This window comes from Oscillibacter sp. KLE 1745 (assembly GCF_000469445.2).
Classification (GTDB): domain Bacteria; phylum Bacillota; class Clostridia; order Oscillospirales; family Oscillospiraceae; genus Oscillibacter; species Oscillibacter welbionis.
Window position 1 is genome coordinate 1 of the sequence record NZ_KI271664.1, and the last position, 25,467, is coordinate 25,467.

Here is a 25,467-nt window from a genome sequence, read left to right on the forward strand (position 1 = left end):
GCGGGCTTCGGCAACGTGACCTGGGGCATCTGCAAGAAGGCCACGCAGCTGGGGGCCAAGGTGGTGACATTGTCCGGCCCGGACGGATATATCTATGATCCGGACGGCATAGCCACGGAGGAGAAGATCGCGTATCTGGTGGAGATGCGCTCCAGCGGCCGCAACCGGGTGCAGGACTACGCGGAGAAGTTCGGCGTGGAGTTCTTCCCCGGTGAGAAGCCCTGGGGCGTGAAGGCGGATGTGGTGATGCCCTCGGCCATGCAGAACGACGTGCACATGGAGCAGGCGAAGCAGATCGCGGCCAACGGCGTGAAGTACTACATTGAGGTGGCGAACATGCCCACCACCAACGACGCGCTGCGGTTCTTGATGGAGCAGCCCGGGATGATCGTGGCGCCCAGCAAGGCGGTGAACGCAGGCGGCGTGGCCACCAGCGCACTGGAGATGGCGCAGAACAGCGAGCGGCTGGTGTGGACGGCGGAAGAGGTGGACGCGCAGCTACACCGGATCATGAACACCATCTACCAGATGAGCGTGGACGCGGCCGCGGAGTACGGCTTGGGCTACAACCTGGTGGCAGGCGCCAACATCGCCGGCTTCAAGCGGGTGGCTGAGGCCATGATGGAGCAGGGCGTATTCTGATACAGACGCATAAGCACATATCGGAAACAGAGCACACAAGCGCGGGATCCGCCGGCAAGTGCGGATCCCGCGTGTTTTTTATCATCCGAATCAATGAGGGGAGAATTTATGGAGCAGAATCTGGACCGGGCGGAGGCGATCATCGACGCCTACGGCTGCGATCAGTCGAACCTGATCGCGATCATGCAGGAGATCCAAGGGGAGTATAAGTACCTGAGCGAGGGAGCGCTGACCCTGATCGCGGAAAAGCTGGGCATCAGCACGGCAAAGGTGTACAGCGTGGCCACTTTCTATGAGAATTTCTCGTTGGAGGCCAAGGGCCGGCACATCATCAAGGTATGCACCGGCACGGCCTGCCACGTGCGCAAATCCGGACCCATTTATGACAGCCTGCGGGACGCTTTGGGTCTGACCGGAAAGCGGAAGACCTCCGCGGACGGCCTGTTTACCCTGGAGACCGTGGCCTGCTTGGGCGCTTGCGGACTGGCACCGGTCATGACCATTGATGGAGAGGTCCACGCCAAGATGACGCCGGAAGATGCGCTGGCGCTGGTAGAGGATATCCGCAGAAAGGAGGCGGCCACCGCATGAGACAGGTAAAGATGACGCGGGACAGCTTCCACGTGTTCCAGGCCAACGCCCGCAACGCCCTGAAGCAGAGCGAGCAGGTGCCCTCTATCCTGATCTGCGCCGGCACCGGCTGCATCGCCGGCGGCGCCATGAAGATCTATGACAATTTGAAGACGGAGTGTGAAAAACGGGGCCTGCCGGTCTATGTGGGCCTCAAACACGACACGGACGCGGAGAAGAGCCTCCATGTAAAGATGAGCGGCTGCCACGGCTTCTGCGAGATGGGGCCTCTGGTCCACATCGAGCCTATGGGCGTCATGTACATCCATGTGAAGCCGGAGGACTGCCATGAGATTCTGGAGAAGACCGTGCTGGGCGGCGAGATCATCGACCGGCTGGTGTATCACCTGGACGGCGTAGCCTACCCCCGGCAGGAGGACATCCCCTTCTACAAGAAGCAGCATCGGGTGGTGCTGGAGAACTGCGGCAGCAGCGATGCCGAGGACATTGAGGAGTACATCGCCAAGGGCGGTTACGCCGGTTTTGAAAAGGCCCTCTTTGAGATGACGGATGAGGAGATCTGCCGGTCCATCATCGACTCCGGCCTCCGGGGCCGCGGAGGTGGAGGCTTCCCCGCGGGCCAGAAGTGGGACGGTGCCCGGAAACAGAAGTCAGAGAAAAAATACATCGTCTGCAACGGCGACGAGGGCGATCCCGGTGCGTTCATGGACCGCTCCATTATGGAGGGTAACCCCCACAGCGTGCTGGAGGGCATGATGATCGCCGGCCGCGCCGTGGGCAGCGACGAGGGGTATATTTATGTCCGGGCGGAGTATCCGCTGGCCGTGAGCCGGCTGAAAGCGGCCATTGCCAAGGCGGAGGAGTACGGTCTTCTGGGCGATCACGTCATGGGCACAGACTTCTCCTTCCGGATCCATGTAAACATGGGCGCCGGCGCCTTCGTCTGCGGCGAGGGCAGTGCCCTGACAGCTTCCATCGAGGGCAACCGGGGCATGCCTCGGGTCAAGCCGCCCCGGACCATCGAGCACGGTCTCTGGGCCGAGCCCACGGTGCTGAACAATGTGGAGACTTTTGCCAACGTGCCCCTCATCATCCGCAAGGGCGTGGACTGGTACCGCTCCATCGGCACCAAGACCAGCCCTGGCACCAAGGCCTTCGCGCTGACAGGCAACGTGGTGAATACCGGCCTCATTGAGGTACCCATGGGAACCACTATCCGGGAGGTGGTGTTTGACATCGGCGGCGGTATCCGGGGCGGCAAGAAGTTCAAGGCCGTTCAGATCGGCGGCCCCTCCGGCGGCGCCACCACCGCCAGCCGCGAGCACCTGGACCTGCCCCTGGACTTCGACAGTCTGAAGAGCATCGGCGCCATGATCGGCTCCGGCGGCTTGGTGGTCATGGACGAGGACACCTGCATGGTGGAGACGGCCCGGTTCTTCATGGAGTTTACACAGAAGGAGTCCTGCGGCAAGTGCGTCCCCTGCCGGGAGGGCACCAAGCGGATGCTGGAGATCCTGGACCGGATTATCGACAACAAGGGCACACTGGAGGATCTGGACCTGCTGGAGGAACTGGCGGACACCATCAGCAAGACAGCCCTGTGCGGCCTGGGGCAGAGCGCCTGCAAGCCCGTCCAGAGCACGCTGAAGTATTTCCGGGATGAATATCTGGCCCATGTAGTGGACCACCACTGTCCCATCTGCAACAAGGAAAAAGCCCACCCCACCATCGACCCGGAGAAATGCAAGGGCTGCGGCAAGTGCCGGAAGAACTGCCCCATGGAGGCCATCACCGGCGCGGCCAAGCAGGTCCACGTCATCGATCCGGAGAAGTGCATCAACTGCGGCGCCTGTGTGACCAATTGTCCCTTCGGCGCCATCACGGCCAGTAAGTGAGGAGGGGAGTACCATGGCAAAGGGAATTATGTACATTGACGGCCAGCGGGTGCCCTTCGACGGGGAGAAAAACGTCCTGGCTGTGATCCGGAAGGCCGGCATCGATATGCCCACCTTCTGCTATTATTCGGAACTGTCTGTTTACGGCGCCTGCCGGATGTGCGTGGTGGAGGACGAGCGGGGCAAGATCGACGCCTCCTGCTCCATGGAGCCCCGGGATGGCATGGTGATCCGCACCAATACCGCCCGGCTCTTAAAGCACCGGCGGATGATCCTGGAGCTGATGCTGTCCTCTCACTGCCGGGACTGCACCACCTGCGAAAAGAATGGCAGCTGCCGCCTGCAGGAGCTGGCCCTGCGCTTCGGCGTGCGGCACGTCCGCTTCAAGGACACCCGGCCCCACTATGAGATCGACACCTCCTCTCCGGCCATCGTCCGGGATCCCAACAAGTGCATCCTCTGCGGTGACTGCATCCGGGTGTGCGAGGAGATGCAGGGCATGGGTATCCTGAACTTCGCCCACCGGGGCAGCGACCTGGTGGTGTGCCCGGCCTTTGACCGCAAGCTTGGAGAGACCAACTGCATCAGCTGCGGCCAGTGCGCAGCCGCTTGCCCCACCGGCGCCATCACCATCTTTAACGAGATCGGCCGGGGGTGGCGGGCCCTCCACGACCCGAAGAAGCGGGTGGTGTTCCAGATCGCCCCGGCGGTCCGGGTGGCGGTGGGCGAGGCCTTCGGCCTGGAGCCCGGCGTCAATGCCATCAACAAGCTGGTGTCCGCCCTGAAGATGATGGGCGCCGACGAGGTGTACGACACCACCTTTGGCGCAGACCTGACCGTCATGGAGGAGGCGGACGAGTTCCTGGAGCGGCTGAAAAAAGGCGGCCCCTTCCCCATGTTCACCAGCTGCTGCCCGGCATGGGTGAAGTATGTGGAGGAGGAGCGGCCCCACTTCCTGAAGAACATCTCCACCTGCAAGTCTCCCATGGAGATGTTCGCGGCGGTGCTGAAGGATCAGTACGCCAGGAAGGACGAAGAGGACGGCCGCACCACCTACCACATCGCCATCATGCCCTGCACCGCCAAGAAAATGGAGGCCAAGCGGCCGGAGTTCCAGCATGACGGAAAACCGGATGTGGATCTGGTGCTGACTACGCAGGAGATCATCATGATGATCAAGGAGTCCGGCATCCGTTTCGCAGAGCTGGAGGGGGAGTCCCCGGACCTGCCCTTCGGCATGGGCACCGGGGCGGCCACCATCTTCGGCACCACCGGCGGCGTGGCGGAGGCCGTGGCCCGGCGGGTAGTGGAGGACAAGTCCAAGAACACCCTGCAGGCCATCCAGTTCTCCGGCATCCGGGGCAGCGAGACCATCCGGGCGGTGACGCTGCCGGTGGGGGACCGGGCGCTGCGGATCGCGGTGGTCCACGGCCTGGTGAACGCACAGAAGCTGCTGGACGATATCGAGAGCGGTCAGGAGTACTTCGACCTGGTGGAAGTCATGACCTGCAAGACCGGCTGCGTAGGCGGCGCTGGCCAGCCCTACGGGCTGATCCCGGTGAAGCAGCAGCGGGCAGAGGGCCTCTATGAGGCGGACCGCACCGCCCTCATCAAGCGGTCTGAGCGGAACCCCATCGTTACAAAGCTCCTGGAGGGAGCGCTGAAGGGCCGCACCCATCAGCTGCTCCATGTGGAGTACAAGCGTCCGGACAAGGCGTAAGGATATCTTCCAAAGGGAAGCCCCTCCCAGGCGGGAGGGGCTTCCGCCCGGTACGGCGGCTTCCCCCGGCGGAAGCCGAAAAATTTTCCTTGCGTTTCGAGCGGAATTTGGGTATCGTAGAGAAAAAGCGCGAAGGGAGGATGCAGCATGATCCTGATGGCCTGTGTGGACGGCCGGAACGGCATGGCCTTCAACTGCCGCCGGCAGAGCCGGGACCGGGCGGTGCGGGCGGACCTGCTGGCAGAGGCCGGGGAGGCCTGCCTCTGGGTGAGTGGGGCCACGGCCCGCCAGTTCCCGGCAGAGGAGCAGAGCCGCCTTTGTGTGGACGAGTCGTTTTTGGAAAAGGCGGGGCCAGGGGAGCCCTGCTTTGTGGAGGACCGCTCTGTGGCGCCCTTTGCCGGGCGTGTGGAGCGGGTGGTGCTGTACCGCTGGGACCGGGCCTATCCGGCGGACCTTTACTGGGACCTGTCCCTGGAGGGCTGGACTCTGGCCCGGCGGGAGGAGTTCCCCGGCTTCTCCCACGAGATCATTACAAAGGAAGTCTATATCCCATGAATCGAACCCGCATTTCCCTGACGGCGGCGCTGCTGTCCTTGTGCCTGCTCCTCTCCGGCTGCATGATGCCCCCGGCGGAGGGCACCGTCACCTCCTTTTCTCTGGAGGATATCCCCGCCTGGTCCGGGGAGCCCTACGTGGCCGTCGATGGCAACCAGCCGGATTTTCCGGAGGAGGACATGACCTCTGTGTCCTTTGAGACGTACAGTGAGTTGGACACTCTGGGCCGCTGCGGCGTAGCCTATGCCAACGTGGGACAGGATCTGATGCCCACAGAGGACCGGGAGAGCATCAGTTCCGTCACACCCTCCGGCTGGATCAACCGGGAGTACGACGGGGAGTACCTGTACAACCGCTGTCACCTGATCGGCTTTCAGCTCACCGGAGAGAACGCCAACGAGGAAAATCTCATCACCGGCACCCGCTATATGAATGTGGACGGGATGCTGCCCTTTGAAAATCTGGTGGCGGACTATGTAAAGGAGACGGACAACCACGTCCTCTACCGGGTGACCCCGGTGTTCGAGGGTCAGAACCTGGTAGCCAGCGGTGTCCAGATGGAGGCTTGGTCTGTGGAGGACGAGGGGGAAGGCGTCTGCTTCAATGTCTATGTGTACAACGTCCAGCCCGGCATCACCATCGACTACGCCACCGGCGAGAGCTGGCAGGAGGGAGCGGAGCCGCAAAGCGGCGAGACCACGTACATCCTCAATACCAACAGCCACAAATTTCACGACCCGGACTGTTCCAGCGTGTCCGGCATGAGCACCGCCAACCGGCAGGAGTATACCGGCAGCCGGGAGGATCTGATCGCCCAGGGCTATACGCCCTGTGGCCAATGCAACCCATAAGCCGAAGCCGCCCGGGGATTCGCCCCGGGCGGCTTTTTCAAATGTTCAACAGCAGCAGTTCACCGGCCGGACACAGTCGGCGGTGATCTGGGGCGGACAGCTCCGGGTCATGGCGCCGCTGAACTCGATGCAGACCTGCTGGCCCACCCGGAAGCAGCAGGCGTTGTCTGTATGGACCAGGACCTGCTGGCAGTTCTCGTGGTCGCAGACGCACAGTTCGCAGGGGCAGACCCGCAAGACGGTGGCGCACATGGTGACTGCGCTGGAAGTGCTTTCCATTTCAATTGCCTCCTCGACTCGTGATACACTTCATTCTATTCCCGGCGGAGGAAAGGGTGCCGGGGCAGGGAGCCGCCGGGGTTGTGCTTTCCTGCCGGACGTGGTAGAATAGCCGCAGAGCGGCGATTTCGCATTTCACCTGCGCCGGGTTCCCCACACCTGTGAGAGGCCTGCAAAGCAAACGGACCCGGACCGCGACCCCAGCCTGAAAAGGAGCTGTGTCATGTACGACGAACTGACGGAAGTGGACATCAAAAAGATGCAGGAGGAGATCAACTACCGGACCCGGGTCCTGCGTCCTCAGCTGATCGAGGAGGTGCAGACGGCCCGGGCCTTCGGCGACCTCAGCGAGAACTACGAGTACAAGTGCGCCAAGCAGGCCAAGAACCGCAACGACAGCCGCATCCGCTACCTGGAGCGGATGATCCGCACTGCCAAGGTCATCGAGGTGAAGGACCAGGGTGACCGAGCGGGATTGTTCGACAAGGTCACGATCTACAACGAGCTGGCGAAGCAGGAGATGACGCTGCAGATCGTCACCACCTTGCGGCAGGATGCCTTAAAGGGCCTCATCAGCAAGGAGTCCCCTGTGGGAAAGGCTCTGCTGGGCCGTCAGGTGGGAGACCGGATCCAGGTGGAGGTGAGTCCGGAGGTGAAATACTGGGTGGAGATCCGGGTCATCGAGAAGGGCCGGGACGACGAGAGCCTGGAGATCAGCAGCTACTGAGCAGACAGATCAAAAGAAGGAGAGAGCATCATGTTGTTTTTGTGGTACCCCAAGTGCACCACCTGCCAGAAGGCGAAAGCCTTTCTGGACGAGCGGGGCGTCTCTTACGAGGCCCGGGATATTAAGCTGGAAAATCCTACGGCGGAGGAGCTGCGGGGCTGGTGGGAGAAGAGCGGAATGCCCCTGAAGAAGTTCTTCAACACCAGCGGCCTCCAGTACAAGGCTCTGGGCCTGAAGGACAAGCTGCCGGAGATGAGCGAGGAGGAGCAGCTGGCCCTGCTGGCCACCGACGGGATGCTGGTAAAGCGGCCCATTCTGGTGGGGGAGGACTTCGTCCGCACCGGCTTCCGCCAGGCGGAGTGGGAGACGGCACTGGGATGATCCAGCGGTACGACTTCGCCCCGCTGGATGGTATCACCAAGGTGGTGTTCCGGCAGGTGTACCACCGGATGTTCGGCGGCGCAGACCGGTATTTCATCCCGTTTTTCTCCCCTACGGATCAGCATATCCTGACCAAGCGGGATCAACGGGAGCTGGACCCGGCGGCCAACGCAGGGCTTCCTGTGGTGCCCCAGGTGATGACCTGCCGGGCACCGGACTTTCTGTGGGCGGCGGAGATCGTGGCAGACATGGGCTATACGGAGGTGAATCTGAACCTGGGCTGTCCCTCCGGCACCGTCACCGCCAAGGGCAAGGGTGCGGGCTTTCTGGCAAAGCCGGAGGAGCTGGATCGGTTCTTTGACGAGGTATTCGCCGCCGTGAAGCTACCGGTGTCCGTCAAGACCCGGCTGGGGGTGAAGGAGCCGGAGGAGTTCGAGCGGCTGCTGGACATTTACAACCGTTATCCCATCGCCTGCCTCACCATCCACCCCCGGGTGCAGAAGCAGTTCTACAAGGGGACCGTGCACCGGGACTGGTTCGCCTGGGCGGCGGAGCGCAGCCGGAATCCCCTGTGCTACAACGGGGATCTGGTGACCGTGGAGGACTGCACAGTCTTTGCGGTGGACTTTCCTGCCATCGACGCGGTGATGATCGGCCGAGGGGCCATCGCGGACCCGGCCCTGCTGCGGAAGCTCCGGGGCGGCGTCCCCGCCACCCGGCAGGAGCTCCAGACCTTCACCCGGACGCTGTACCAGTCCTACCAGGACTTCTATGGCCAGGTGGGCCCGGCGGCCCAGCGGATGAAGGAGGTCTGGGTCTTCCTGATCCACCTGTTCGAGGGCGGCGAACGCCATGACAAGAAAATGCGCCGCCTTCGGACGCCGGGAGAGTATGAGGCGGTGGAAGCGTCCATCTTTCAGGAGCTTCCTCTGCGGGACCACGCGGAGGGGACGTTTGGATAAAAGAAGGGCCGGGGAACCGCGTTCCCCGGCTCTTTTTCCGATGGGTCAGAAGGCGTAGAGATTCAGCCCCACCTCGTCGCTGAATACCCGGTCCGTCCGGCCGGGCAGGCAGGTGACCACCAGCTCGCAGGTGGCGCTGATGACGGCCTCGTTCAGATGCCCGCCGAAAGCGTGGCCCTCCTGGTCGGCGGCGCACATGTGGAGATGGCAGTAAAACGCGTCGTTCATCGTGTTGATGGTCCCCACCAGAGAGACGATCTCATAGACCCCCTGGAAGCGGTTGGACTTGTAAGCCTTGGCGCTGGAGTCGAACACTCCTACGGTGAAGTCCTTCACAGCCCCCAGGCCGGTGACAGAGGCCAGTTTGACCTGTTCCTTTTCTGCGAAGATCTTCAGCTGGGCCAGGATCTCCTCGTCCCGGTCCAGGCGGACGATGTAGGCGTCCCCAAATTTCCGGTATTCCATGACAGTTCCTCCTGTTTTTGATCTCGGATATCCTAACGATACCATATCCCGCGGTCCGCCGCAAGCCCTTGCAGGGCGCGCAACACTTTGTTGCGTGACAAAGCGCCGGGACTGTGGTACGCTGGCAGCAGGAGGCGAGGTTGTGAACGCGGTGGGAAAAAATCTGAAGCAGCTGCGCCAGCGGGAGAAGCTGACCCAGGACGCCCTGGCGGAGCGGCTCCATGTGACCCGGCAGGCGGTGTCCTCCTGGGAGACCGGAAAGACCCAGCCGGATATCGAGACCCTGACCACCTTGGCGGAGGCGCTGAACGCCGACGTCCGGGAGCTGATCTACGGCCCGGGGCGAGAGGAAAGTTATCGACGCGGTCAACGGAAGTATGCAGCTTTGGCAGCCATCTGTGTAGCGGTGTTATTCATATTCTGCGTGCTGGAAACAGTATTAAGGCCCTTTGTGCAGCAGATTTGCTGGGAAACATATGACCTTATGCCGTGGGTATGGTACGCTTTGACTGTGCCGTCAGCTGCTGCTCTGGCGGCTGGAGGCCTTTTGATGTCCGGTACGGCATTGGTTGTCGACCTCCGCCTGCCATCCAAGCGGCTTCGGATGATGGCTTTGATATTTGGCGCTGTTGCCATTGGGTATTATCTAATATTTGTGATTTATTGTTTTGGGCATAGATTCATTTTTTTAGCAAATATTCCTGGGTTTGTTGATTGGATCAAAAATATGAACTACTATACACTTATGCGATACAGCCCGTGGTTCTTGACTGGCTGTCTCGTGTTCCTTGGCCTGAACAAATAAAATTACCCGGACCGCATCGCGGTCCGGGCATTTTACCTACTGCGGCAGGGTCAGATCCCCCGGCTTGATCCAGCCGATCTTCCGGAAGAACAGCCCGAAGGCCCAGGTGAGGACAGCGGGGAGGACGAAGGAGATCAGGATCAGTCCCACCCAGTCAAAGGCGGTGGGGGCCATGGCGGCGGCCCCATTGGCCAGAGCCGCGTCACTGGGATTGACCCAGCCGGTCCAGACCCCCAGCTGGCCGCACAGGCCGCAGGTGCCCATGCCGGAGTTGATGGGGTCTCCGTTCATCTCCAGCTTGAAAAAGCAGGTGGCCAGGGGTCCGGTGACAGCGGAGGTGAGGATGGCAGGGAGCCAGATGCGGGGGTTCTTCACGATGTTGGGCATCTGCAGCATGGAGGTGCCGATGCCCTGGCTCACCAGTCCGCCCCAGCGGTTTTCCCGGAAGGAGAGGACGGCGAACCCCACCATGTTGGCGCAGCAGCCCGCTACGGCGGCGCCGCCTGCCAGTCCGGTCAGTCCCAGCACGGAGCAGATGGCGGCGGAGGAGATGGGCAGCGTCAGGGCGATGCCCACCAGCACGGACACCAGAACGCCCATGAAGAAGGGCTGCAGCTCCGTGGTCCGCATAATCAGCTGGCCAAAGGCGCTGGCTGCTCCGCCGATGGGGGGCGCAATGATCCAGGCCGCTCCCACGCCTACAAGGATGGTGACGATGGGCGTCACCAGGATGTCCACCTTCGTCTCCTTGCTGATGGCCTTGCCCACCTCAGCGGCGATGATAGCCACGAACAGCACGGCCAGCGGTCCGCCCGCCCCGCCCAGGGCGTTGCAGGCATAGCCCACCGTCACCAGGGAGAACAGCACCATAGGCGGCGCCTGGAGAGCGTAGCCGATGGCCACCGCCATAGCGGACCCGCTCATGAACGACGCCAGTCCACCGATGGTATACCCCACGCCATTGATGGTGATGACCTGGGCGGTGAGAAAGCCAATGTGGAACTGGGTGCCGATGGTGTTGAGGATCGTGCCGATCAGCAGGGAACAGAAGAGTCCCTGAGCCATGGCGCCCAGGGCGTCAATGCCGTACCGCTTGGCGGAGATCACAATGTTTTTGCGCTTCAGAAAGCCTTTGACCTGTTCCATGGGAGACACCTGCTTTATGTAGAATCAAAAAATACGGTTTACAGGTGTCTTGACACCTGTAAACCGTATCATACACAAAATCCCGGTTCCTGTCAACTGCTTTTTTACATGTTCAACCTTCCAGCAAGACGCCCAGCCGCCGCAGCTCCCGGCACACCCGGCCGAATGCCGCCTCATCCGGACAGGAGAGAGTGTGGAGATGGATCCCCTCCGTCAGTTCCGACAGCGGGCGGGCGTCGGACTGCGCACAGCGGGAGAGGAACTGCCCCACATCATAGCGGTTGGAGAGCTGCAGAGGGCCGGTCAGCTGCCCGTAAATGGGGTGGTCCACAATGACATCCAGTACCGTGCAGCCCTGGTCCACCATAGCGTTTAGCTCCTCTCCCATACCAGCGGCATCGTGCTGGACGGCCACCTGCCGCACCAGACCTCCCGTCTCTCGCAGGATCACGTAGCCCCGGGGCGTAGCGGAGATGTCTGCTCCAGCCGCCCGCAGCAGGGCAATATCCCCCACGATGATCTGTCGGCTGACGGAGAATTGAGCCGCCAGGGCCGTTGCGCTGACAGGCTGCTTTGCCCGCTGCAGAAGCTCCCGAATGGCCTGCCGCCGTTCTTCCGCGCGCATGGGATCCCTCCTTTCCGTCATGACAGCAGTATACCACATGCCCGGCAGATTGCAAAGAAAAAAGGAGAGCACACGCTCTCCTTTTTCTGAGACTTCAGCCGCCCAGATAGGCTTTTTTGATTTCCGGGGAGGCCAACAGCTCCGTTCCGGTGCCGGAGGTGACGATTTTTCCGGTCTCCAGCACATAGCCACGGTCGGCGATACTCAGGGCTGCCTGGGCATTCTGCTCCACCAGCAGAATGGTGGTGCCCGCCTCATGGAGGGTTTGGATGATCTTGAAGATCTGCTCAACCAGAATGGGTGCCAGGCCCATGGAGGGCTCATCCAGCATCAGCAGCTTGGGACGGCTCATCAGCGCCCGGCCCATGGCCAGCATCTGCTGTTCGCCGCCGGAGAGGGTGCCAGCGATCTGCCGCCGCCGCTCCATCAGCCGGGGGAAATAGGCGTAGACCTTTTCCAGATCCGCGTCGATGTCGCCGCCGGACCGGGTATAGGCGCCCATTTCCAGATTCTCCTCTACGGTCATCTGCAGGAAGACCCGCCGCCCCTCCGGCACCTGGGCGAGTCCCTTGGCCACGACCTTGTGGGCTGGGACGCCCATCAGGTTCTCCCCCAGAAATTCGATGGAGCCGGTGCGGGAGTGGAGCAGGCCGGAGACAGTCTGCAGCGTGGTGGATTTGCCGGCGCCGTTGGCGCCGATCAGGGTGACGACCTCTCCGGGATTTACCTCGAAAGAGACGCCCTTGATGGCGTGTATGGCGCCGTAGTAGACGTTGATGTCGCTGACTTTCAGAATCGGTTCCATGGTCACGCCTCCTTCTGTTTACCGAGATATGCCTCAATGACGGCGGGGTTGGATTGAATCTCTTCGGCGGTGCCCTTGGCGATGACCTGCCCGAAGTTCAGGACGCAGATGCCCTCGCAGATGCTCATGACCAACTTCATGTCGTGCTCGATCAGCATGACGGCGATCTGGAACGTGTCCCGGATCTTGACGATATTCTCCATCAGCTCCGCCGTCTCAGAGGGATTCATGCCCGCGGCGGGCTCATCCAGCAATAGAAGAGAGGGATTGGTGGCCAGGGCCCGGACAATCTCCAGCCGGCGCTGGGCGCCGTAGGGAAGGGAACCGGCCTGATGGTCCGCCAAGTCCGCCATCCCGAAGAGGGACAGCAGTTCCAGTGCCCGCTCATGAGCGGCCTTTTCCCGGCTCCAGTACCAGGGCAGGCGCAGAACGCCGGTGATGGCGGAGTAGCGCTCCTGATTGTGGAGACCGATCTTCACATTGTCCTCCACGGAGAGGTTGTTGAACAGGCGGATGTTCTGGAAGGTCCGGGCAATGCCCATGCGGTTGATCTGAGCTGTGGTCTTGCCGGAGGTATCCAGTCCATCCAGCAGGATGGTGCCCCGGGTGGGCTGATAGACCTTGGTCAGCAGGTTGAAGATGGTGGTTTTGCCGGCGCCGTTGGGGCCGATGAGGCCGGCGATCTCCGTCCGGCCGATGGTGAGGTTGAAGTCATTCACCGCCCGCAGGCCGCCGAAGTCGATGCCCAGGTGGCTGCACTCCAGAATGGGGGATTTGTCGATGTCCCGCTCCGGAATGATGGCATGGCTGGGAACAGGGACCATCTTGCCCTTTTCAAATTTCTTACTCATCGAGGGCTGCCCCCTTTCTTCTGGGAATGATCCGGCTAATCAGCGTCCGCACCTGCGGGTTGTTGGTGGCCAGCATCACCAGAATCAGCACAATGGCGTACACCAGCATCCGATAGTCAGAGAACTGCCGCAGGGCCTCCGGCAGCACATACAGGACAACTGTTGCCACGATGGAGCCCCAGATGTTGCCCAGACCGCCCAGCACCACATACACCAGCACCAGAATGGAGGTGTTAAAGTCGAACTGTACGGCGGTGACATTGGAGTAGTTCAGGCCGAACAGGGCACCGGCGGCACCTGCCAGGGAGGCAGAGGTGACGAAGGCAATCAGCTTGTACTTGGTGACGTTGATGCCTACGCTCTCGGCGGCGATCCGGTTGTCCCGGATGGCCATGATAGCCCGGCCGGTCCGGCTGCGGACCAGATTCAGCACCACCACCAGGGTAATCATCACCAGTGCAAAGCCCATAGCAAAGGTGGCGATGCGGGCGTTGCCCGTGGCGCCCTGGGCGCCCTTGATGATTTCGATGCCGTTTTCGCTGAGGCCGAGAGAGGACATGCTCTTGGTGCCGTCCACGTTCAGGGCGATGTGCAGGCCGTTCTCATCCCAGCCCACCAGAAGGCAGTTGATCAGATCCTTGATGATCTCGCCGAAGGCCAGGGTGACAATGGCCAGGTAGTCCCCCCGGAGCCGCAGCACCGGAATCCCGACGATGAAACCTACGATGGCGGCAAAGAAGGCGCCCACCACCAGGGCGACGATCATCCGCACCAGATCATTTGGGACAGCAGATTGCAGGCTCATGGCGGCAATGATGCCGGAGAAGGCGCCCACGCTCATGAAGCCGGCATGGCCCAGAGACAGCTCCCCCAGAATGCCGACGGTCAGGTTCAGGGAGATAGACATGCACACGTAGCAGCAGATGGGAACCAGCATACCGCCCAGAGAACGGCTCACCAGTCCCTGGGCCTGGCAGATCGATACCACAATAAAAGCCAGGATCACGCCCAGATACGTAGCGAAGTCCACCTTGGTGATGGTTTTCATGTTTTTGAAATAGCCTTTCATACCGCCACCTCACACTTTCTCAGGCACATACTTGCCCAGCAGGCCGGACGGTTTGACCAGCAGCACCACGATCAGCACGGCGAACAGGATCGTGTTGGACAACTGCGTGGAGATATAGGCCTGCGCCATGGCCTCAATGACGCCCAGCAGCAGTCCGCCCAGGAAGGCGCCGGGGATGGAGCCGATACCGCCGAACACCGCAGCGGTGAAGGCTTTGATGCCGGGCATGGAGCCGGTGGTGGGCTGGAGCACCGGAGAGTAAGAGCACAGCAATACCCCGGCGATGGCCGCCAGGGCGGAACCGATGGCAAAGGTCATAGAGATGGTGGCGTTGACGTTGATGCCCATCAGCTGGGCTGCGCCCCGGTCCTCCGAGCAGGCCCGCATGGCCTTGCCCATCTTGCTCTTTCCAGTGAAAGCGGTCAGCCCCAGCATGATGACCACGCAGGCCGTGATGGTCAGCAGCGCCACATAGGAGATCCGAAGCTGTCCGTCAAACAGCGTCAGCTGGCCGCTGACCACGGGGGTGAAGTTCTTGGGATTCGCGCCGAACAGCAGCTGCGCTGCGTTCTGCAGGAAGTAGCTGACGCCGATGGCGGTGATCAACACCGCCAGGCTGCCGGCCTGGCGCAGGGGGCGGTAAGCCAGCCCCTCGATGACCACGCCCAGAACCGTGCAGACCACCATAGCCAGCAGCACGGACACCAGAGCCACAGCGCCGGTGGTCAGTGCGGAGGGATCCTCTCCCAGCAGGTTGCTGCCTGCAAACATGGTCACGTAAAAGGACACATAGGCGCCAACCATGATAACGTCGCCGTGGGCGAAATTCAGCATCTTGGCAATGCCGTATACCATGGTGTAGCCCAGGGCGATGATGGCGTAGATGCTTCCCAGACTGATGCCCGTGATCAGGTAGGATAGAAATTCCATAAGTATTTTCCTCTCTTTCCCCTTCTATGGCAGAAACCGGGGCGGTGACAGCTCCCCGCGTCGGTTTCCACCATAGAAGTCCAGGGAGGGCTGCCGGAGTTCCGGCAGCCGATCCCTGTCCTCTATTACAGTGGAGTGTGTGTTCCGCTGTCAGGGAGTGACATAGGTACCGTTTTCGATAATGACTGCGGTGGGGTCCTTGGACACAGCACCGTTTTCGTCCCAGGTCATCTCGGAGCCGGCGCTGGTCAGGCCGGTGACGGCCAGGGTGGGCATGACCTCGATCAGAGCATCGCAGATCTCCTCATTGGACATGTCGGCGGTGGCGCCGGCGGCCTGGATGGCTTGATACAGGGTGTAGATGGCGTCATACGCATCGGCACCGAACTGATTGGGGATCTCGCCGAACCGGTCCTGATACTCCGCCACGAAGTTCTGGGTCATCTCGTCCTCAGAGTCGGCGGAGAAGGGAGTCAGCAGGTAGACGCCTTCAGCCAGAGAGGCATCGAAGTTCTCGGCGGTCAGGATGCCGTCCATGCCGTCCACGCCGAAGAAGGTGGGGGCGTAGCCCATGGCGTTGGCCTGGGTCAGAATGACAGAGGCGGGGGTATAGTAGATCGGCAGGAACAGCAGATCGGCGCCGGCGGACTGGGCACCAGCCAGCTGGACGTTGAAGTCGGTCTGGCTGGCCTCGGTGAAGGTGCCCTCATAGACGATGTCCATACCGCGGGAATCGGCCTCTGCCTTGAAGTTGTCCCGGATACCGATGGAGTATTGGTCATCGTTTTTGTAGATGATGGCGATCTTCGGACTGTCGAAGTTCTCATCGATGTACTGGGCGGAACGGGAGCCCTGGTTGGAGTCGGTGAAGCAGATCTGGAACACGTTGTCATTGTCGTTGATGGAAATGACGTCGTCGCCGGAGGCGGAGGGGGTCAGGGTGAACACCCGATCCTCATAGGCCAGCGGGACCACGGAAAGGGCCGGCTGGGTAGTGACGGTGCCCACCAGGATCTGCATGCCGTCGTCCATCAGGGCGTTGTAGGCGTTGACGGAGGTCTCAGCGTCGTTGACGTCGTCCTCAGTCATCAGCTCAAACTGGATGTCGCCGCCCAGGGCATTGATTTCGTCCACCGCGATCTGGGCAGAATTGGCCACGCAGGTGCCATAGATGGCGGCGCCGCCGGTCAGGGGGCCAATGACGCCGACTTTGAAGGCGCTGCTGCCGGAGCTCTCCCCGCCGGCAGAATCGCCGGAGTTGGAGTCGGCTTCATCCGAGCCGCCGCAGGCGGCCAGGCTGAGGACCATAACCATGGCCATCATGAGGGCAAAGAACTTCTTTTTCATCTTGCAATCTCCTTTTCTTGGTTCAGATTATACAAAAAAGCGGCCCCGCCAGATGCGGAGCCGCTTTACTGTATCAAACAGTTATGCACCTCGTCGCGATCTCGGCGTATGATGATACTCTGCTGCCAACAATACCAGTACCAGAACAAACAGGGCCACTGCCAGTACGGATACCAGAATGGCAAGGGGAATCAGGGCGCAAATAATAATGGACGCCAGCAGAATGGCGTCCAGAATCAGAGCAATATTCATCATGGAAGCACGGGACATCTCCGTGGAATAGGCGCAGGAAGTAGACGCCGCCTGGCGAGCGGACGCACCATTCATCATCATGGACTGGGAAGACGTCGTGTAAAATGCCATGGTGTTCCACTCCTTTCAAAACAGACAACCCGTTGATGTTGTTTCCAATTGTAGCGGCTCTCTTTCGGAAAGTCAATCCTCAATCCAAAAAAGAACGCCTATAAAATATTTTTGATTTCATTATATTTTTGTATGTACTGTACAAAAATGCAAAGAAAGGTGCGGTGTATAGAGGAAAGAAACCGCGTGGCGAAAGGAAAAAAGGAGAGACGGCAGCCGCCGTCTCTCCCTTCGTTGTCTGGAAAAATTTTAATAGCACTTGCGGTAGATGGCCTCTTCGGACTCCAGGTCGAAGGGGTAGTAGGCGTTGGTCATGAGGCGCTGCTGATTGGCCTCGACGGACAGGGGGAAGGCCTTGAAGTCCGCCTCAGTGAAGCCGCAGTCCCGCAGGGGCCGCAGGGGCAGGATGCGCTGCAGCAGAGCATTCATCTCGGGAATGGCGTTTTTGACCTCGCAGCCCAGGATGCTGGCCACTAGCTCCTTGAACTTCATGATCTCGCCGTCGGGCTTGTGCTCGTCATAGTAGTCCATGATGGCGCCGAAGAGCATATAGTTGCTCTCGCCATGGGGGACATGATAGGTGCCGCCCAGGGGGAAGCTCATGCCGTGGACCGGGCCGCAGCCGGCCTTCAGGAAGGCGATGCCGGCGTAGAAGCTGGCGGTCACGAACTGATCCATATACTCGAACCGGGCGTCCTGGCCCTTTTCGTCGATCAGCTTGAAGCCTTTCAGAATCACATCCATAGCCTTCTCGCTGAAGAGCTCGGAGGTCATGGTCTTGCGGTGGGGGCTCAGGAAGGACTCGGTGGCGTGGACCAGGGCGTCGATGGCGGAGCAGGCGAAGGGCTTGTAGGGCAGGGTCTTGAGGAGCTCCGGGATCAGGCACACCTTGTTGGGGATGATGTCGTCGGACACCAGGCCCAGCTTGGTCTCGCCGCCGGTCAGTACGCCGTCCTTCTCGTCCTTGACGATAGCCACAGAGATGTTGGTGCACTCAGAGCCGGTGCCGCAGGTGGTGGGGATGGCGATGACGTCCTTCTCGTGCACCACGGGGAATCGCTTGAAGTACAGGTTGTGGACGGTATCGGGGCGCTTGCAGCCCAGCAGCTTGCACAGGTCCATAATGGCGCCGCCGCCCACGGCGATGACGCGGTCGTAGCTGTCGTAGGGGATGGCGTCGTACATGACCTGGATCATTTCCTCGCTGGGCTCGCCGGCACCGAACTTCTCCTGGAATACATAATGGCACTTGAGGCCCAGATCCTTCATGAAGGGGGTATAGATGAACTCGTTGGTCAGCACCACGTCCCGCTCGTTCAGCTTGAACTCCTCCGCCATCTGGGCGAAGGTCTGGAACTTGTACACTGTGGGAGCGAAAATAATCTCCCGCTTGTCAGCCATCAGGGAAGCGGAAAAAGCATCCATGATTCTTGTCTCCTTTTCAAAATGATATATGGCGATACAGGCAGGGCCCCTGAGGGACCCCGCCGGGTATCTGAACTTATTTGCGGGCGATGGCCTTCTTGACGGCGGCCACGATGTTGGCGGCGCGGAGGCCGTACTCGTCCATCAGGAAGTCCTGGGGACCCACCTGACCGAACTGGTCCTGCACGCCCACAAATTCCTGTACGGTGGGGGCGTTCCTGGACAGGCAGTTGGCCACAACAGAACCCAGGCCGCAGGTGACGTTGTGGTTCTCGGCGGTGACGATGGCACCGGTCTCCTTGGCGGCCTTGACCACCAGCTCCTCGTCCAGGGGCTTCCAGGTGAACATGTCGATGACCCGGACAGAGATGCCCTCTGCCTGCAGAGCCTCATAGGCCTTCAGGGACTCGTCCACCATGATGCCGGAGGTGATGATGGTGGCCTGATCCTTGTCGGACTCATGCAGCACCACACCCTTGCCGATCTCGAACTCGCTTCCCTCGCCGTACACCTGGATGATGCCCTTGCGGACGAACCGGGTGTAGGTGACGCCCTTGTCGATGTTCACCAGTTGGCGGGTGATACTGGCAAGCTGGTCATAGTCGGCGGGGTCCAGCACTGTGGTTTCGGGGATGGAGAGGTACATGGCTGCATCCTCCAGCGGCATGTGGGTGCCGCCGTTGAACGCGGCGGTGACGCCGGCGTCGGAACCCAGAACATGGACCGTCAGCCCGGCATAGGCAGCTGACATATAGATCTGGTCATAACACCGGCGGGAGGAGAAGGTACCGAAGGAGTGGAAGAAAACCTTCTTGCCGGTGGCGGCGAGACCCGCAGACACACCGGCGGCGTTGCCCTCGGCGATGCCGGCCTCAAAGGCCCGGTCGGGATAGTGCTCCCGCAGCCGCTTGGTGTTGATGCAGCCCATCAGGTCGCAGTCCACATAGCAGATGGACTTGTCCTGCGCCATCATCTCGTCCAGGGTCAGGGCGAGACCGTCCCGGCAGGCCCGGGAGTCCTTTTCATGCTTACCGATCAGTTTCACGTTCATTGCTCTCACCCTCCTCAAGCGTTCTTGGCGTCTTCCAGAGCCTTTTCCGCGGCGGCCAGCGCCTCGGCCCACTGCTCCTCATTGGGCTGGGAGGAGTGGTCGTGCTTGGGCTCAGCGAAAGTGGCGCCCTTGCCCTTGCAGGTGTCCAGCACGATGCAGCTGGGCACGCCCTTCTTGGCGTAAGCGTTCTGGATGGCGTCGTAGATAGCCTTCACATCATGGCCGTCGATCTCCTGGGTATACAGGCCGAAGGATTCCGCCTTCTTGGCAATGTTGCCGTGGTCCAGGATGTCGGCGGTGGGGCCGTCCAGCTGATAGCCGTTGTTGTCGATGAAGTAGATGATGTTGTCCAGCTTGTGGGCGTATGCGAAGTGGAATGCCTCCCAGACTTGGCCCTCGTCGGCCTCGCCGTCGCCGATGACGCAGAACACGTGGCTGTCACGGCCATCGATCTTGTTGCCCAGAGCGGCGCCGGTGGCGGTGGAGGCGCCCTGGCCCAGAGAGCCGGTGGTCAGATCCACGCCGGGGGTCAGCTTCCGGTCGGTGTGGCTGGGGAACTTGGTGTGAGGATGGTTGAGGGTATAAGCTTCCTCCATGGGATAGTAGCCCATCAGGCCAAAAGTGGCGTAAGCCACGGGGCCCGCGTGGCCCTTGGACAGGACCAGCCAATCCCGATCCTCCCACCGGGGGTTCTTCGGGTCAAACTTCATAACCTCTCCGTACAGGACGGCCATCAGGTCCGCCAGGTCCATGGAGCCGCCCACGTGGCCGAAGCCCCGGGAGTGGATGACCTTCAGCGTTTCCAGCCGGATCTCAGCCGCCAGAACTTTGCACTTTTTTTCGTTCATGGGGTGTTTCTTCCTTTCCTTCACTTAAATTGCACGCCGCGCGAAAAGCTGCGCCGCATAGGTTCGACAGGGGGACAGGTCGCTGAGAAGTGAGAATGCAATGTGTGTGCGCCAACAGAAAAAGCAAAACGATTACTTCGCTTTCAGAATACCACAAATTCCAAAACATGAAAAGGGGGTTATCAAAGGTTTTTGAAAATTCGTCCCGTCGGTGGTGCCGTGGGGCGAACCTGAAGAAGCGTGTATCGGCGGATTTCCCAATGTCTGCACAAAAATATGGTGGTTTTGACCAAAAATCAACCCTGACATTTTCTATATTTTACCCCATCCTCCTATACGGAGTCAATATGAGTTTGAATTTTCACAAGAATAACTTCCGCAGATAGGAAGGTACACAGGCGCAGGGGGGAGTGACTACCTAGAGAAAGGAAAACCATGGGAAGCAGCACTTCAAGGTTTTCCTCAATTTTCCAGAAACACCTACGGGCGGCAAGGCTTGCGGCGGAAGGCCCTGCATCGTTCTGTAATTGACAAGCCCCGGCAAATTCGCTATTCTATATGGGACGGCATACGCCTCCGGCCGGCTTTGGCGGGTGGGGAAAGCGTTTGCGCAGAATGCGCCGCACCGGCGGCGGGAAAGGCAGAGTCAGATGAAGAACGTCACGCTGAAGGACGTGGCCCGAGCGGCGGGCGTCTCTTATTCCACAGTCTCTCGCTCTCTGTCAGGCAGCCCACAGATCGGGCGGGAGACCCGGGAGCGGATCCTGCGCCTGTGCGACGAGATGGGCTACACCAAAAACTATGTGGCCCGCTCCATGATCATGCGGAGGACGGAGCTGATCGGTCTGGTAGTGCCTTCTATTGACAATCAGTTCATGGCAGAGCTGGCGTACCACGCGGAGATGAGCGCCCGGGCGCGGGGCTACAATCTCATGCTGTGCAACTCCGGGCCGGATCTGCGGCAGGAGAAGGCGGTGGTAAAGCTGCTGGTGGGCCGCCAGGTGGACGGGATGCTGATCGTCCCCCAGGAGCACCGGAGCTGTGAGGAGCTCCGGGTCTACACGGAGCAGGTGCCCACGGTCTTCCTCAGCGAGGATCTGCGGGACGAACCCCTCAGCTGTGTGACCACGGACAATACCGGGGCCACCTACCTGGCCATGGAATACCTGCGGAGCCTGGGGCACCGGGAGATCCTGTACTTCGGCCGCAGGCACACCGTCACCCACCAGCTGCGGGCAGAGGGTTACCTGCGGGCCTGCCGGGACATGGGGCTGACACCGCGGATTGTGGACAGCAGCTTTCCCCGCTCCTCAGTGGCCGGCGGCTATGAGCTGGCCCGGGAGCTGTTTACCAAGCCCCTGGACTATACAGCCATCCTGGCCTCCACGGACTCCAACGCCCTGGGGATTCTGCGGGCGGCGGACGAGCTTGGGATCAGGGTGCCGGAGCAGCTGAGTCTGATGGGATTTGACAACATCGCATCTGCCGCCATGCCGCGGATCGACCTGACTACGGTGGAGCAATCCAAGCGGGAGATGGCCCTTCAGGCGGTGGAGATTCTGTTGGATAAGATCGAGCGGGGCACCCAGGGCTACGTCCATCAGATCCTGATGCCCAGTCTGGTGAAGCGCAGCTCCTGCAGGGCGTTGACATGAGAGACGTCTGCCGTTCTGCGGCGCGGCGCACTGCTTGACGGATAAGAAGAGGCGATCAGCTATGAAAGAGTATCTCTACGACCCCCACACCCACACGGCGGAGACCAGCAAATGCGGCCATCTGCCGGCGGCGGAGGTGGTGGATCGCTATGCCGGGCACGGATTTTCCGGCCTGGTGGTGACGGATCACCTCCACCCGGAGTACTTGTCCCGGATTGACACGGACCACAACTGGGACCATGTGATCGACCACTATCTTGCCGGCTACCGGGCCTCCAAGGCCAGGGGAGACGAACTGGGACTGGATGTGATCCTGGGGGCGGAGCTGCGCTTCCCGGAGAACGACAACGACTATCTGGTCTATGGTATCGACGAGGCGTGGCTGCGGGCGAACCCATATCTGTGCTGCATGAGCGCCCGGGAGTTCTACCGGAAATTCCACGACCAAGTACTGATCGTCCACGCCCACCCTTACCGCGACGGCAATACCACGGTATTTGAAGATGCTGTCCACGGCACGGAGATCCTCAACGCCCATCCCCGCCATGAAAACCATAACGACCGGGCCCTGGAGCTGGCGAAGCGCCACCCGGAGTATCTGCGCTTGGCAGGGTCTGACACCCACGAGGATGGTGACGAGTGCCGGGCTGGTGTCCTCCTGCCGGAGCGGGTGCGGGATTCCTTTGCCTACCGGCGCATGATCGAAGGGCGGTGCTTCCGCCTCTGGTCGCCCGTCTTTCCGGAGCTGGCGGCGGCGGATGAGGCTCTGCACCGGGCAGAACCTGCGGAATAACAGCTTGTCCGCGCCGCGGAGCCGAACAGAAAAGCGCTGCCTTTGGCGGCGCTTTCTTGCTTGACAGCGGGGAGCGGAGCCGGATATAATGGAAAAAACAGGAGGTGATGGGATGCGAAAGAGCATTGTGGTGCTGATCGTTGCGGTGCTGGCAGTGGCGGCCGGAGCGGTGGTGCTGTCCCTGTCGGCTCCCGTGTTGGACGAGGAGGTGGAGTACCGGCTCACCTCGCTCTATTACCGGGGACAGGAGATCTCGTCCCAGGTGGACGGGGACGAGGTGCTGGATCTGCTGGAGGGCGCCTCCCGCGGTCTGATTTCCCGGGGCGGACTCCCGGCGCATTCCTTCCGGGATATGGTGGAGGTGAACGTCGTCGGCGGAGAGGAGGCCCTGCACGTGGTACTCTCCATGGAGGACGGGCTCTTCGCCGTCTATCAGGATCCGGATTGGAGTTATGCCATTCGGGAGGGTGAGGCGCTGGCCGCCGCGGTGGAGGCGCTGCTGCCCGCATGAGAGGACCGTAAGACAACCTGAAAGCACCCCGCGGCCGTCGGCCGCAGGGTGCTTTTTCCTGTTTCGGGTTCAAACCTTGGCGGGCTGCATCTGTGACATCTGGCGCAGTACATACAGTTGAATGGGGACAGCCGCCGCCAGAGTGAGAAGATCGGAGACGGACTGGGCCATCTGGACGCCCAGAAGTCCCAACGGGGACAGGGAGAGAAGCCACACCAGGGGAATGAAGAAAATGCCCTGCCGGGCCATGGCGACAAAGGTGGCGGGAACGGTCCGCCCAATGGTCTGGAGCATCATGTTGCTCATGGTGATCCACGCCTGGAAGAAGAAAGTCACGCACTGGAACCGCAGGGCTACCGTGCCGATGGCGATGACCCCCGGGTCATCCCGGAACAGGGCGATGAGCTGCGGTGCAAAGGCGAACCCCAGTGCCCCGATCACCAGCAGAAAGACGGCGGCCACCTTCACGCAGAACCAGAAGCCCTCCTTCACCCGGTGATACAGCCGGGCACCGTAGTTAAAGCCGCACACCGGCTGGAAGCCCTGGCCGAATCCGATCATGGCGGAGGCGCCGAAGGTGGTGATCCGCTGGACCACGCCCATGGCGGCGATGGCCGCGTCTCCGTAAGGCATGGCGGCGTGGTTGAGGCAGATGGTGGCCACGCTGGCCAAGCTCTGCCGGGCCAGGGAAGGCAGCCCGCCCTGGATGATGAGCTTGAAGTAGGACCATTTCAGCTGGACGCGGGAGATATGGATGTGAAGGGTGGCGCCCCGGGTGCAGCCCGCCAGCAGCAGACAGAACCCGGCGAACTGGCTGATGATGGTGGCCCAGGCGGCGCCCGCCACTCCCAGGTCAAAGACGAAGATCAGCAGGGGATCCAGCCCGATGTTCAGCACGGCGCCGCTGGCGATGCCGATGGTGCCGTAGATGGCGTTGCCCTGGAAGCGCAGCTGGTTGTTCAGTACCAGGGAGGCGGTCATCCACGGCGCGCCGATGAGGATTACGCGCAGGTAGTCCTTGGCATAGGGCAGAATGGTGGGGGAGGAGCCCAGGAACGCGGCCAGGGGCGTCAGGAAGATCTCGCCGAAAACGCAGATGAGGAGTCCGGTGAACAGGGCGGAGAAAAAGCCGGTGGCCGCCATGTTGGAGGCCGAATCCGTATTGCGCCGCCCCAGCTCCCGGGAGATGAAGTTGCCGCTGCCGTGGCCGAAGAAAAAGCCCACAGCCTGGATCACCGCCATCATGGAAAACACCACGCCCACAGCGCCAGTGGCAGCGTTGCTGCGCAGCATCCCCACAAAAAAGGTGTCCGCCATGTTGTAAAAAGCGGTCACCAGCATACTGATGATGCAGGGAACGGCCAGATGGGAGATCACCCGGCTCACCGGTTCTTCTGTGAGCTGGTGGAATTTCTGTTCCTGTTCTTCACCCATGGAGAGCCCTCCTCCTGAAATATTTACATGATCCTAACAGAATTATAGCACGGCTCTGACAAAAGGGAAGGGTATTTTCCGGGGATTGGCACATCGGCGCCGGTATGGTATAATGGAAAACAGCGGGTCCGGTGGTTCCCTCCGGTGCCCTACATTCATTATAGAAAAAACAACCAGAGGAGCAAACGCAATGGAACATCTGACTGCCTTTTTGACGCGCATGCCCAAGGTGGAGCTCCATGTCCATCTGGAGTCCACCATGCCGGGGGAGATGCTGGCGCGGTTCGCGGCCCGGCAGGGGCGGGAGCTGCCCCGCCCGGCGGGGCGGCTGTACGACTGCTCTGCTGAGGACCTGAGCGACTTCCTCGCCTTTCTGGACAACATCTGCTCCTTTGTGGGCACGCCGGAGGAGCTGGCGGAGGCGGCGGAGCACGCTGCGCTGGAGAGTGGACGGGAGCATATCCTGTACAGCGAGATGATCCTGAACCCCACCCACTGGCCCCAGTTCTCGGTACCGGAGATCATCGCCGCGGTGACCGCTGGGTTTGACCGGGCTGCGGCACGGGGCGGCGCGGACTGCCGATTCACGCTGTCTCTCTCCCGCACCCAGACGGGGGCGGAGGCCATGGCCCTGGTGGAGGATATGAAAGCCCACCGGACCCACCGGCTGGCGGGCCTCTCCATTGACGGGAACGAGGCCCTGGCGGGCCCACAAAGGAGCAGATGTTGTCCAGAAAGGCG

General features: G+C 61.1%; 26 protein-coding genes and 2 pseudogenes. 14 read left to right on the forward strand and 14 right to left on the reverse strand.

Going from position 1 to position 25,467, the window contains the following annotated elements:
* From HMPREF1546_RS01330 to HMPREF1546_RS01355, 6 genes and pseudogenes are all read left to right on the forward strand, one after another.
* Positions 1 to 642: pseudogene (locus HMPREF1546_RS01330) on the forward strand (NADP-specific glutamate dehydrogenase); the annotation flags it as partial.
* Positions 643 to 750: 108 nt separating this feature from the next.
* Complete coding sequence (locus HMPREF1546_RS01335; RefSeq protein ID WP_025545751.1) at positions 751 to 1,233, forward strand: NAD(P)H-dependent oxidoreductase subunit E; 483 nt, start codon at positions 751 to 753, stop codon at positions 1,231 to 1,233.
* 11 nt (positions 1,234 to 1,244) lie between these two features.
* Positions 1,245 to 3,128 (forward strand): NADH-ubiquinone oxidoreductase-F iron-sulfur binding region domain-containing protein, encoded by a 1,884-nt coding sequence (locus tag HMPREF1546_RS01340; RefSeq protein WP_036631148.1) that lies wholly within the window; start codon positions 1,245 to 1,247, stop codon positions 3,126 to 3,128.
* Between the two features lie 13 nt (positions 3,129 to 3,141).
* Positions 3,142 to 4,848 (forward strand): [FeFe] hydrogenase, group A, encoded by a 1,707-nt coding sequence (locus HMPREF1546_RS01345; protein ID WP_021750922.1) that lies wholly within the window; start codon positions 3,142 to 3,144, stop codon positions 4,846 to 4,848.
* 147 nt (positions 4,849 to 4,995) lie between these two features.
* Positions 4,996 to 5,403, forward strand: coding sequence for a hypothetical protein (locus HMPREF1546_RS01350; RefSeq protein ID WP_021750921.1), 408 nt, complete (start codon positions 4,996 to 4,998; stop codon positions 5,401 to 5,403).
* A gap of 62 nt (positions 5,404 to 5,465) precedes the next feature.
* Positions 5,466 to 6,254: a DNA/RNA non-specific endonuclease gene (locus HMPREF1546_RS01355; RefSeq protein WP_249390889.1), complete on the forward strand. Its 789-nt coding sequence runs from the start codon at positions 5,466 to 5,468 to the stop codon at positions 6,252 to 6,254.
* Positions 6,255 to 6,299: 45 nt separating this feature from the next.
* On the opposite strand, the gene HMPREF1546_RS01360 is transcribed toward HMPREF1546_RS01355, so the two are convergent.
* Positions 6,300 to 6,533, reverse strand: a complete 234-nt coding sequence (locus HMPREF1546_RS01360; RefSeq protein WP_021750919.1) for a hypothetical protein — start codon at positions 6,531 to 6,533, stop codon at positions 6,300 to 6,302.
* A 223-nt stretch (positions 6,534 to 6,756) separates the two neighbouring features.
* Here HMPREF1546_RS01360 and HMPREF1546_RS01365 point away from each other — a divergent pair, with 223 nt between their 5' ends.
* From HMPREF1546_RS01365 to HMPREF1546_RS01375, 3 genes are read left to right on the forward strand one after another with little or no spacing between them, the layout of a single operon-like run.
* Positions 6,757 to 7,260, forward strand: a complete 504-nt coding sequence (locus HMPREF1546_RS01365; protein WP_021750917.1) for a GreA/GreB family elongation factor — start codon at positions 6,757 to 6,759, stop codon at positions 7,258 to 7,260.
* 30 nt (positions 7,261 to 7,290) lie between these two features.
* Positions 7,291 to 7,641 (forward strand): arsenate reductase family protein, encoded by a 351-nt coding sequence (locus HMPREF1546_RS01370; protein ID WP_021750916.1) that lies wholly within the window; start codon positions 7,291 to 7,293, stop codon positions 7,639 to 7,641.
* Complete coding sequence (locus HMPREF1546_RS01375) at positions 7,638 to 8,603, forward strand: tRNA-dihydrouridine synthase (RefSeq protein WP_021750915.1); 966 nt, start codon at positions 7,638 to 7,640, stop codon at positions 8,601 to 8,603. The genes HMPREF1546_RS01370 and HMPREF1546_RS01375 overlap by 4 nt, the downstream gene beginning before the upstream one ends.
* A gap of 45 nt (positions 8,604 to 8,648) precedes the next feature.
* On the opposite strand, the gene HMPREF1546_RS01380 is transcribed toward HMPREF1546_RS01375, so the two are convergent.
* Entirely contained in the window at positions 8,649 to 9,068 is a 420-nt protein-coding gene (locus HMPREF1546_RS01380) for a PPC domain-containing DNA-binding protein (protein ID WP_021750914.1), read from the reverse strand.
* A gap of 142 nt (positions 9,069 to 9,210) precedes the next feature.
* On the opposite strand from HMPREF1546_RS01380, the gene HMPREF1546_RS01385 reads away from it, so the two are divergent.
* On the forward strand, positions 9,211 to 9,873 hold the full coding sequence (locus HMPREF1546_RS01385; protein WP_021750913.1) for a helix-turn-helix domain-containing protein: 663 nt from the start codon (positions 9,211 to 9,213) through the stop codon (positions 9,871 to 9,873).
* Between the two features lie 36 nt (positions 9,874 to 9,909).
* Here HMPREF1546_RS01385 and HMPREF1546_RS01390 read toward each other — a convergent pair whose 3' ends face one another.
* The 11 genes from HMPREF1546_RS01390 to HMPREF1546_RS01440 form a co-directional block, all read right to left on the reverse strand.
* Complete coding sequence (locus HMPREF1546_RS01390; RefSeq protein ID WP_021750912.1) at positions 9,910 to 11,019, reverse strand: PTS transporter subunit IIC; 1,110 nt, start codon at positions 11,017 to 11,019, stop codon at positions 9,910 to 9,912.
* Between the two features lie 112 nt (positions 11,020 to 11,131).
* A complete protein-coding gene (locus HMPREF1546_RS01395; protein ID WP_036631139.1) occupies positions 11,132 to 11,644 on the reverse strand; it encodes a transcription repressor NadR in 513 nt (170 codons plus the stop codon).
* A gap of 94 nt (positions 11,645 to 11,738) precedes the next feature.
* Entirely contained in the window at positions 11,739 to 12,440 is a 702-nt protein-coding gene (locus HMPREF1546_RS01400) for an ABC transporter ATP-binding protein (RefSeq protein ID WP_036631146.1), read from the reverse strand.
* A gap of 11 nt (positions 12,441 to 12,451) precedes the next feature.
* Positions 12,452 to 13,273 (reverse strand): ABC transporter ATP-binding protein, encoded by an 822-nt coding sequence (locus HMPREF1546_RS01405; protein WP_249390888.1) that lies wholly within the window; start codon positions 13,271 to 13,273, stop codon positions 12,452 to 12,454.
* Positions 13,274 to 13,292: 19 nt separating this feature from the next.
* On the reverse strand, positions 13,293 to 14,369 hold the full coding sequence (locus tag HMPREF1546_RS01410) for a branched-chain amino acid ABC transporter permease (protein ID WP_021750908.1): 1,077 nt from the start codon (positions 14,367 to 14,369) through the stop codon (positions 13,293 to 13,295).
* A 9-nt stretch (positions 14,370 to 14,378) separates the two neighbouring features.
* The gene (locus HMPREF1546_RS01415; protein ID WP_021750907.1) at positions 14,379 to 15,299 is read right to left on the reverse strand and encodes a branched-chain amino acid ABC transporter permease; all 921 of its coding nucleotides are present in this window, start codon (positions 15,297 to 15,299) and stop codon (positions 14,379 to 14,381) included.
* A gap of 150 nt (positions 15,300 to 15,449) precedes the next feature.
* A complete protein-coding gene (locus tag HMPREF1546_RS01420) occupies positions 15,450 to 16,646 on the reverse strand; it encodes an ABC transporter substrate-binding protein (protein ID WP_021750906.1) in 1,197 nt (398 codons plus the stop codon).
* An 81-nt stretch (positions 16,647 to 16,727) separates the two neighbouring features.
* On the reverse strand, positions 16,728 to 17,009 hold the full coding sequence (locus tag HMPREF1546_RS01425) for a hypothetical protein (protein WP_021750905.1): 282 nt from the start codon (positions 17,007 to 17,009) through the stop codon (positions 16,728 to 16,730).
* A gap of 249 nt (positions 17,010 to 17,258) precedes the next feature.
* Positions 17,259 to 18,434, reverse strand: coding sequence for a 4-hydroxybutyrate dehydrogenase (locus tag HMPREF1546_RS01430; protein WP_021750903.1), 1,176 nt, complete (start codon positions 18,432 to 18,434; stop codon positions 17,259 to 17,261).
* Between the two features lie 76 nt (positions 18,435 to 18,510).
* Entirely contained in the window at positions 18,511 to 19,485 is a 975-nt protein-coding gene (locus HMPREF1546_RS01435; protein WP_021750902.1) for a transketolase family protein, read from the reverse strand.
* A 14-nt stretch (positions 19,486 to 19,499) separates the two neighbouring features.
* Entirely contained in the window at positions 19,500 to 20,333 is an 834-nt protein-coding gene (locus tag HMPREF1546_RS01440) for a transketolase (protein ID WP_021750901.1), read from the reverse strand.
* A 650-nt stretch (positions 20,334 to 20,983) separates the two neighbouring features.
* Between HMPREF1546_RS01440 and HMPREF1546_RS01445 the strand changes: the two genes are divergently transcribed.
* The 3 genes from HMPREF1546_RS01445 to HMPREF1546_RS01455 all read left to right on the forward strand — a co-directional run bounded on the left by HMPREF1546_RS01445 (position 20,984) and on the right by HMPREF1546_RS01455 (position 23,292).
* Complete coding sequence (locus HMPREF1546_RS01445; protein ID WP_021750899.1) at positions 20,984 to 21,988, forward strand: LacI family DNA-binding transcriptional regulator; 1,005 nt, start codon at positions 20,984 to 20,986, stop codon at positions 21,986 to 21,988.
* Between the two features lie 61 nt (positions 21,989 to 22,049).
* Positions 22,050 to 22,781, forward strand: a complete 732-nt coding sequence (locus HMPREF1546_RS01450) for a PHP domain-containing protein (protein ID WP_021750898.1) — start codon at positions 22,050 to 22,052, stop codon at positions 22,779 to 22,781.
* A gap of 112 nt (positions 22,782 to 22,893) precedes the next feature.
* Complete coding sequence (locus tag HMPREF1546_RS01455; RefSeq protein WP_025544447.1) at positions 22,894 to 23,292, forward strand: hypothetical protein; 399 nt, start codon at positions 22,894 to 22,896, stop codon at positions 23,290 to 23,292.
* A gap of 69 nt (positions 23,293 to 23,361) precedes the next feature.
* Here the strand turns inward: HMPREF1546_RS01455 and HMPREF1546_RS01460 are convergent, their stop codons facing one another.
* Complete coding sequence (locus HMPREF1546_RS01460; protein WP_021750896.1) at positions 23,362 to 24,726, reverse strand: MATE family efflux transporter; 1,365 nt, start codon at positions 24,724 to 24,726, stop codon at positions 23,362 to 23,364.
* 190 nt (positions 24,727 to 24,916) lie between these two features.
* On the opposite strand from HMPREF1546_RS01460, the pseudogene HMPREF1546_RS01465 reads away from it, so the two are divergent.
* Positions 24,917 to 25,467 (forward strand): annotated as a pseudogene (locus tag HMPREF1546_RS01465) (adenosine deaminase); the annotation flags it as partial.

Excerpts from the sequence above, each read along its gene's own strand:
- HMPREF1546_RS01420 (WP_021750906.1), bottom strand. The coding sequence starts at position 16,646 with ATGAAAAAGAAGTTCTTTGCCCTCATGATGGCCATGGTTATGGTCCTC.
- HMPREF1546_RS01395 (WP_036631139.1), bottom strand. The coding sequence starts at position 11,644 with ATGCGCGCGGAAGAACGGCGGCAGGCCATTCGGGAGCTTCTGCAGCGG.
- HMPREF1546_RS01415 (WP_021750907.1), bottom strand. The coding sequence starts at position 15,299 with ATGGAATTTCTATCCTACCTGATCACGGGCATCAGTCTGGGAAGCATC.
- HMPREF1546_RS01405 (WP_249390888.1), bottom strand. The coding sequence starts at position 13,273 with ATGGTCCCTGTTCCCAGCCATGCCATCATTCCGGAGCGGGACATCGAC.
- HMPREF1546_RS01445 (WP_021750899.1), top strand. The coding sequence starts at position 20,984 with ATGAAGAACGTCACGCTGAAGGACGTGGCCCGAGCGGCGGGCGTCTCT.
- HMPREF1546_RS01425 (WP_021750905.1), bottom strand. The coding sequence starts at position 17,009 with ATGGCATTTTACACGACGTCTTCCCAGTCCATGATGATGAATGGTGCG.
- HMPREF1546_RS01365 (WP_021750917.1), top strand. The coding sequence starts at position 6,757 with ATGTACGACGAACTGACGGAAGTGGACATCAAAAAGATGCAGGAGGAG.
- HMPREF1546_RS01410 (WP_021750908.1), bottom strand. The coding sequence starts at position 14,369 with ATGAAAGGCTATTTCAAAAACATGAAAACCATCACCAAGGTGGACTTC.
- HMPREF1546_RS01440 (WP_021750901.1), bottom strand. The coding sequence starts at position 20,333 with ATGAACGAAAAAAAGTGCAAAGTTCTGGCGGCTGAGATCCGGCTGGAA.
- HMPREF1546_RS01460 (WP_021750896.1), bottom strand. The coding sequence starts at position 24,726 with ATGGGTGAAGAACAGGAACAGAAATTCCACCAGCTCACAGAAGAACCG.
- HMPREF1546_RS01450 (WP_021750898.1), top strand. The coding sequence starts at position 22,050 with ATGAAAGAGTATCTCTACGACCCCCACACCCACACGGCGGAGACCAGC.
- HMPREF1546_RS01370 (WP_021750916.1), top strand. The coding sequence starts at position 7,291 with ATGTTGTTTTTGTGGTACCCCAAGTGCACCACCTGCCAGAAGGCGAAA.
- HMPREF1546_RS01430 (WP_021750903.1), bottom strand. The coding sequence starts at position 18,434 with ATGGATGCTTTTTCCGCTTCCCTGATGGCTGACAAGCGGGAGATTATT.
- HMPREF1546_RS01375 (WP_021750915.1), top strand. The coding sequence starts at position 7,638 with ATGATCCAGCGGTACGACTTCGCCCCGCTGGATGGTATCACCAAGGTG.
- HMPREF1546_RS01350 (WP_021750921.1), top strand. The coding sequence starts at position 4,996 with ATGATCCTGATGGCCTGTGTGGACGGCCGGAACGGCATGGCCTTCAAC.
- HMPREF1546_RS01360 (WP_021750919.1), bottom strand. The coding sequence starts at position 6,533 with ATGGAAAGCACTTCCAGCGCAGTCACCATGTGCGCCACCGTCTTGCGG.
- HMPREF1546_RS01355 (WP_249390889.1), top strand. The coding sequence starts at position 5,466 with ATGATGCCCCCGGCGGAGGGCACCGTCACCTCCTTTTCTCTGGAGGAT.
- HMPREF1546_RS01335 (WP_025545751.1), top strand. The coding sequence starts at position 751 with ATGGAGCAGAATCTGGACCGGGCGGAGGCGATCATCGACGCCTACGGC.
- HMPREF1546_RS01455 (WP_025544447.1), top strand. The coding sequence starts at position 22,894 with ATGCGAAAGAGCATTGTGGTGCTGATCGTTGCGGTGCTGGCAGTGGCG.
- HMPREF1546_RS01380 (WP_021750914.1), bottom strand. The coding sequence starts at position 9,068 with ATGGAATACCGGAAATTTGGGGACGCCTACATCGTCCGCCTGGACCGG.
- HMPREF1546_RS01435 (WP_021750902.1), bottom strand. The coding sequence starts at position 19,485 with ATGAACGTGAAACTGATCGGTAAGCATGAAAAGGACTCCCGGGCCTGC.
- HMPREF1546_RS01390 (WP_021750912.1), bottom strand. The coding sequence starts at position 11,019 with ATGGAACAGGTCAAAGGCTTTCTGAAGCGCAAAAACATTGTGATCTCC.
- HMPREF1546_RS01345 (WP_021750922.1), top strand. The coding sequence starts at position 3,142 with ATGGCAAAGGGAATTATGTACATTGACGGCCAGCGGGTGCCCTTCGAC.
- HMPREF1546_RS01340 (WP_036631148.1), top strand. The coding sequence starts at position 1,245 with ATGACGCGGGACAGCTTCCACGTGTTCCAGGCCAACGCCCGCAACGCC.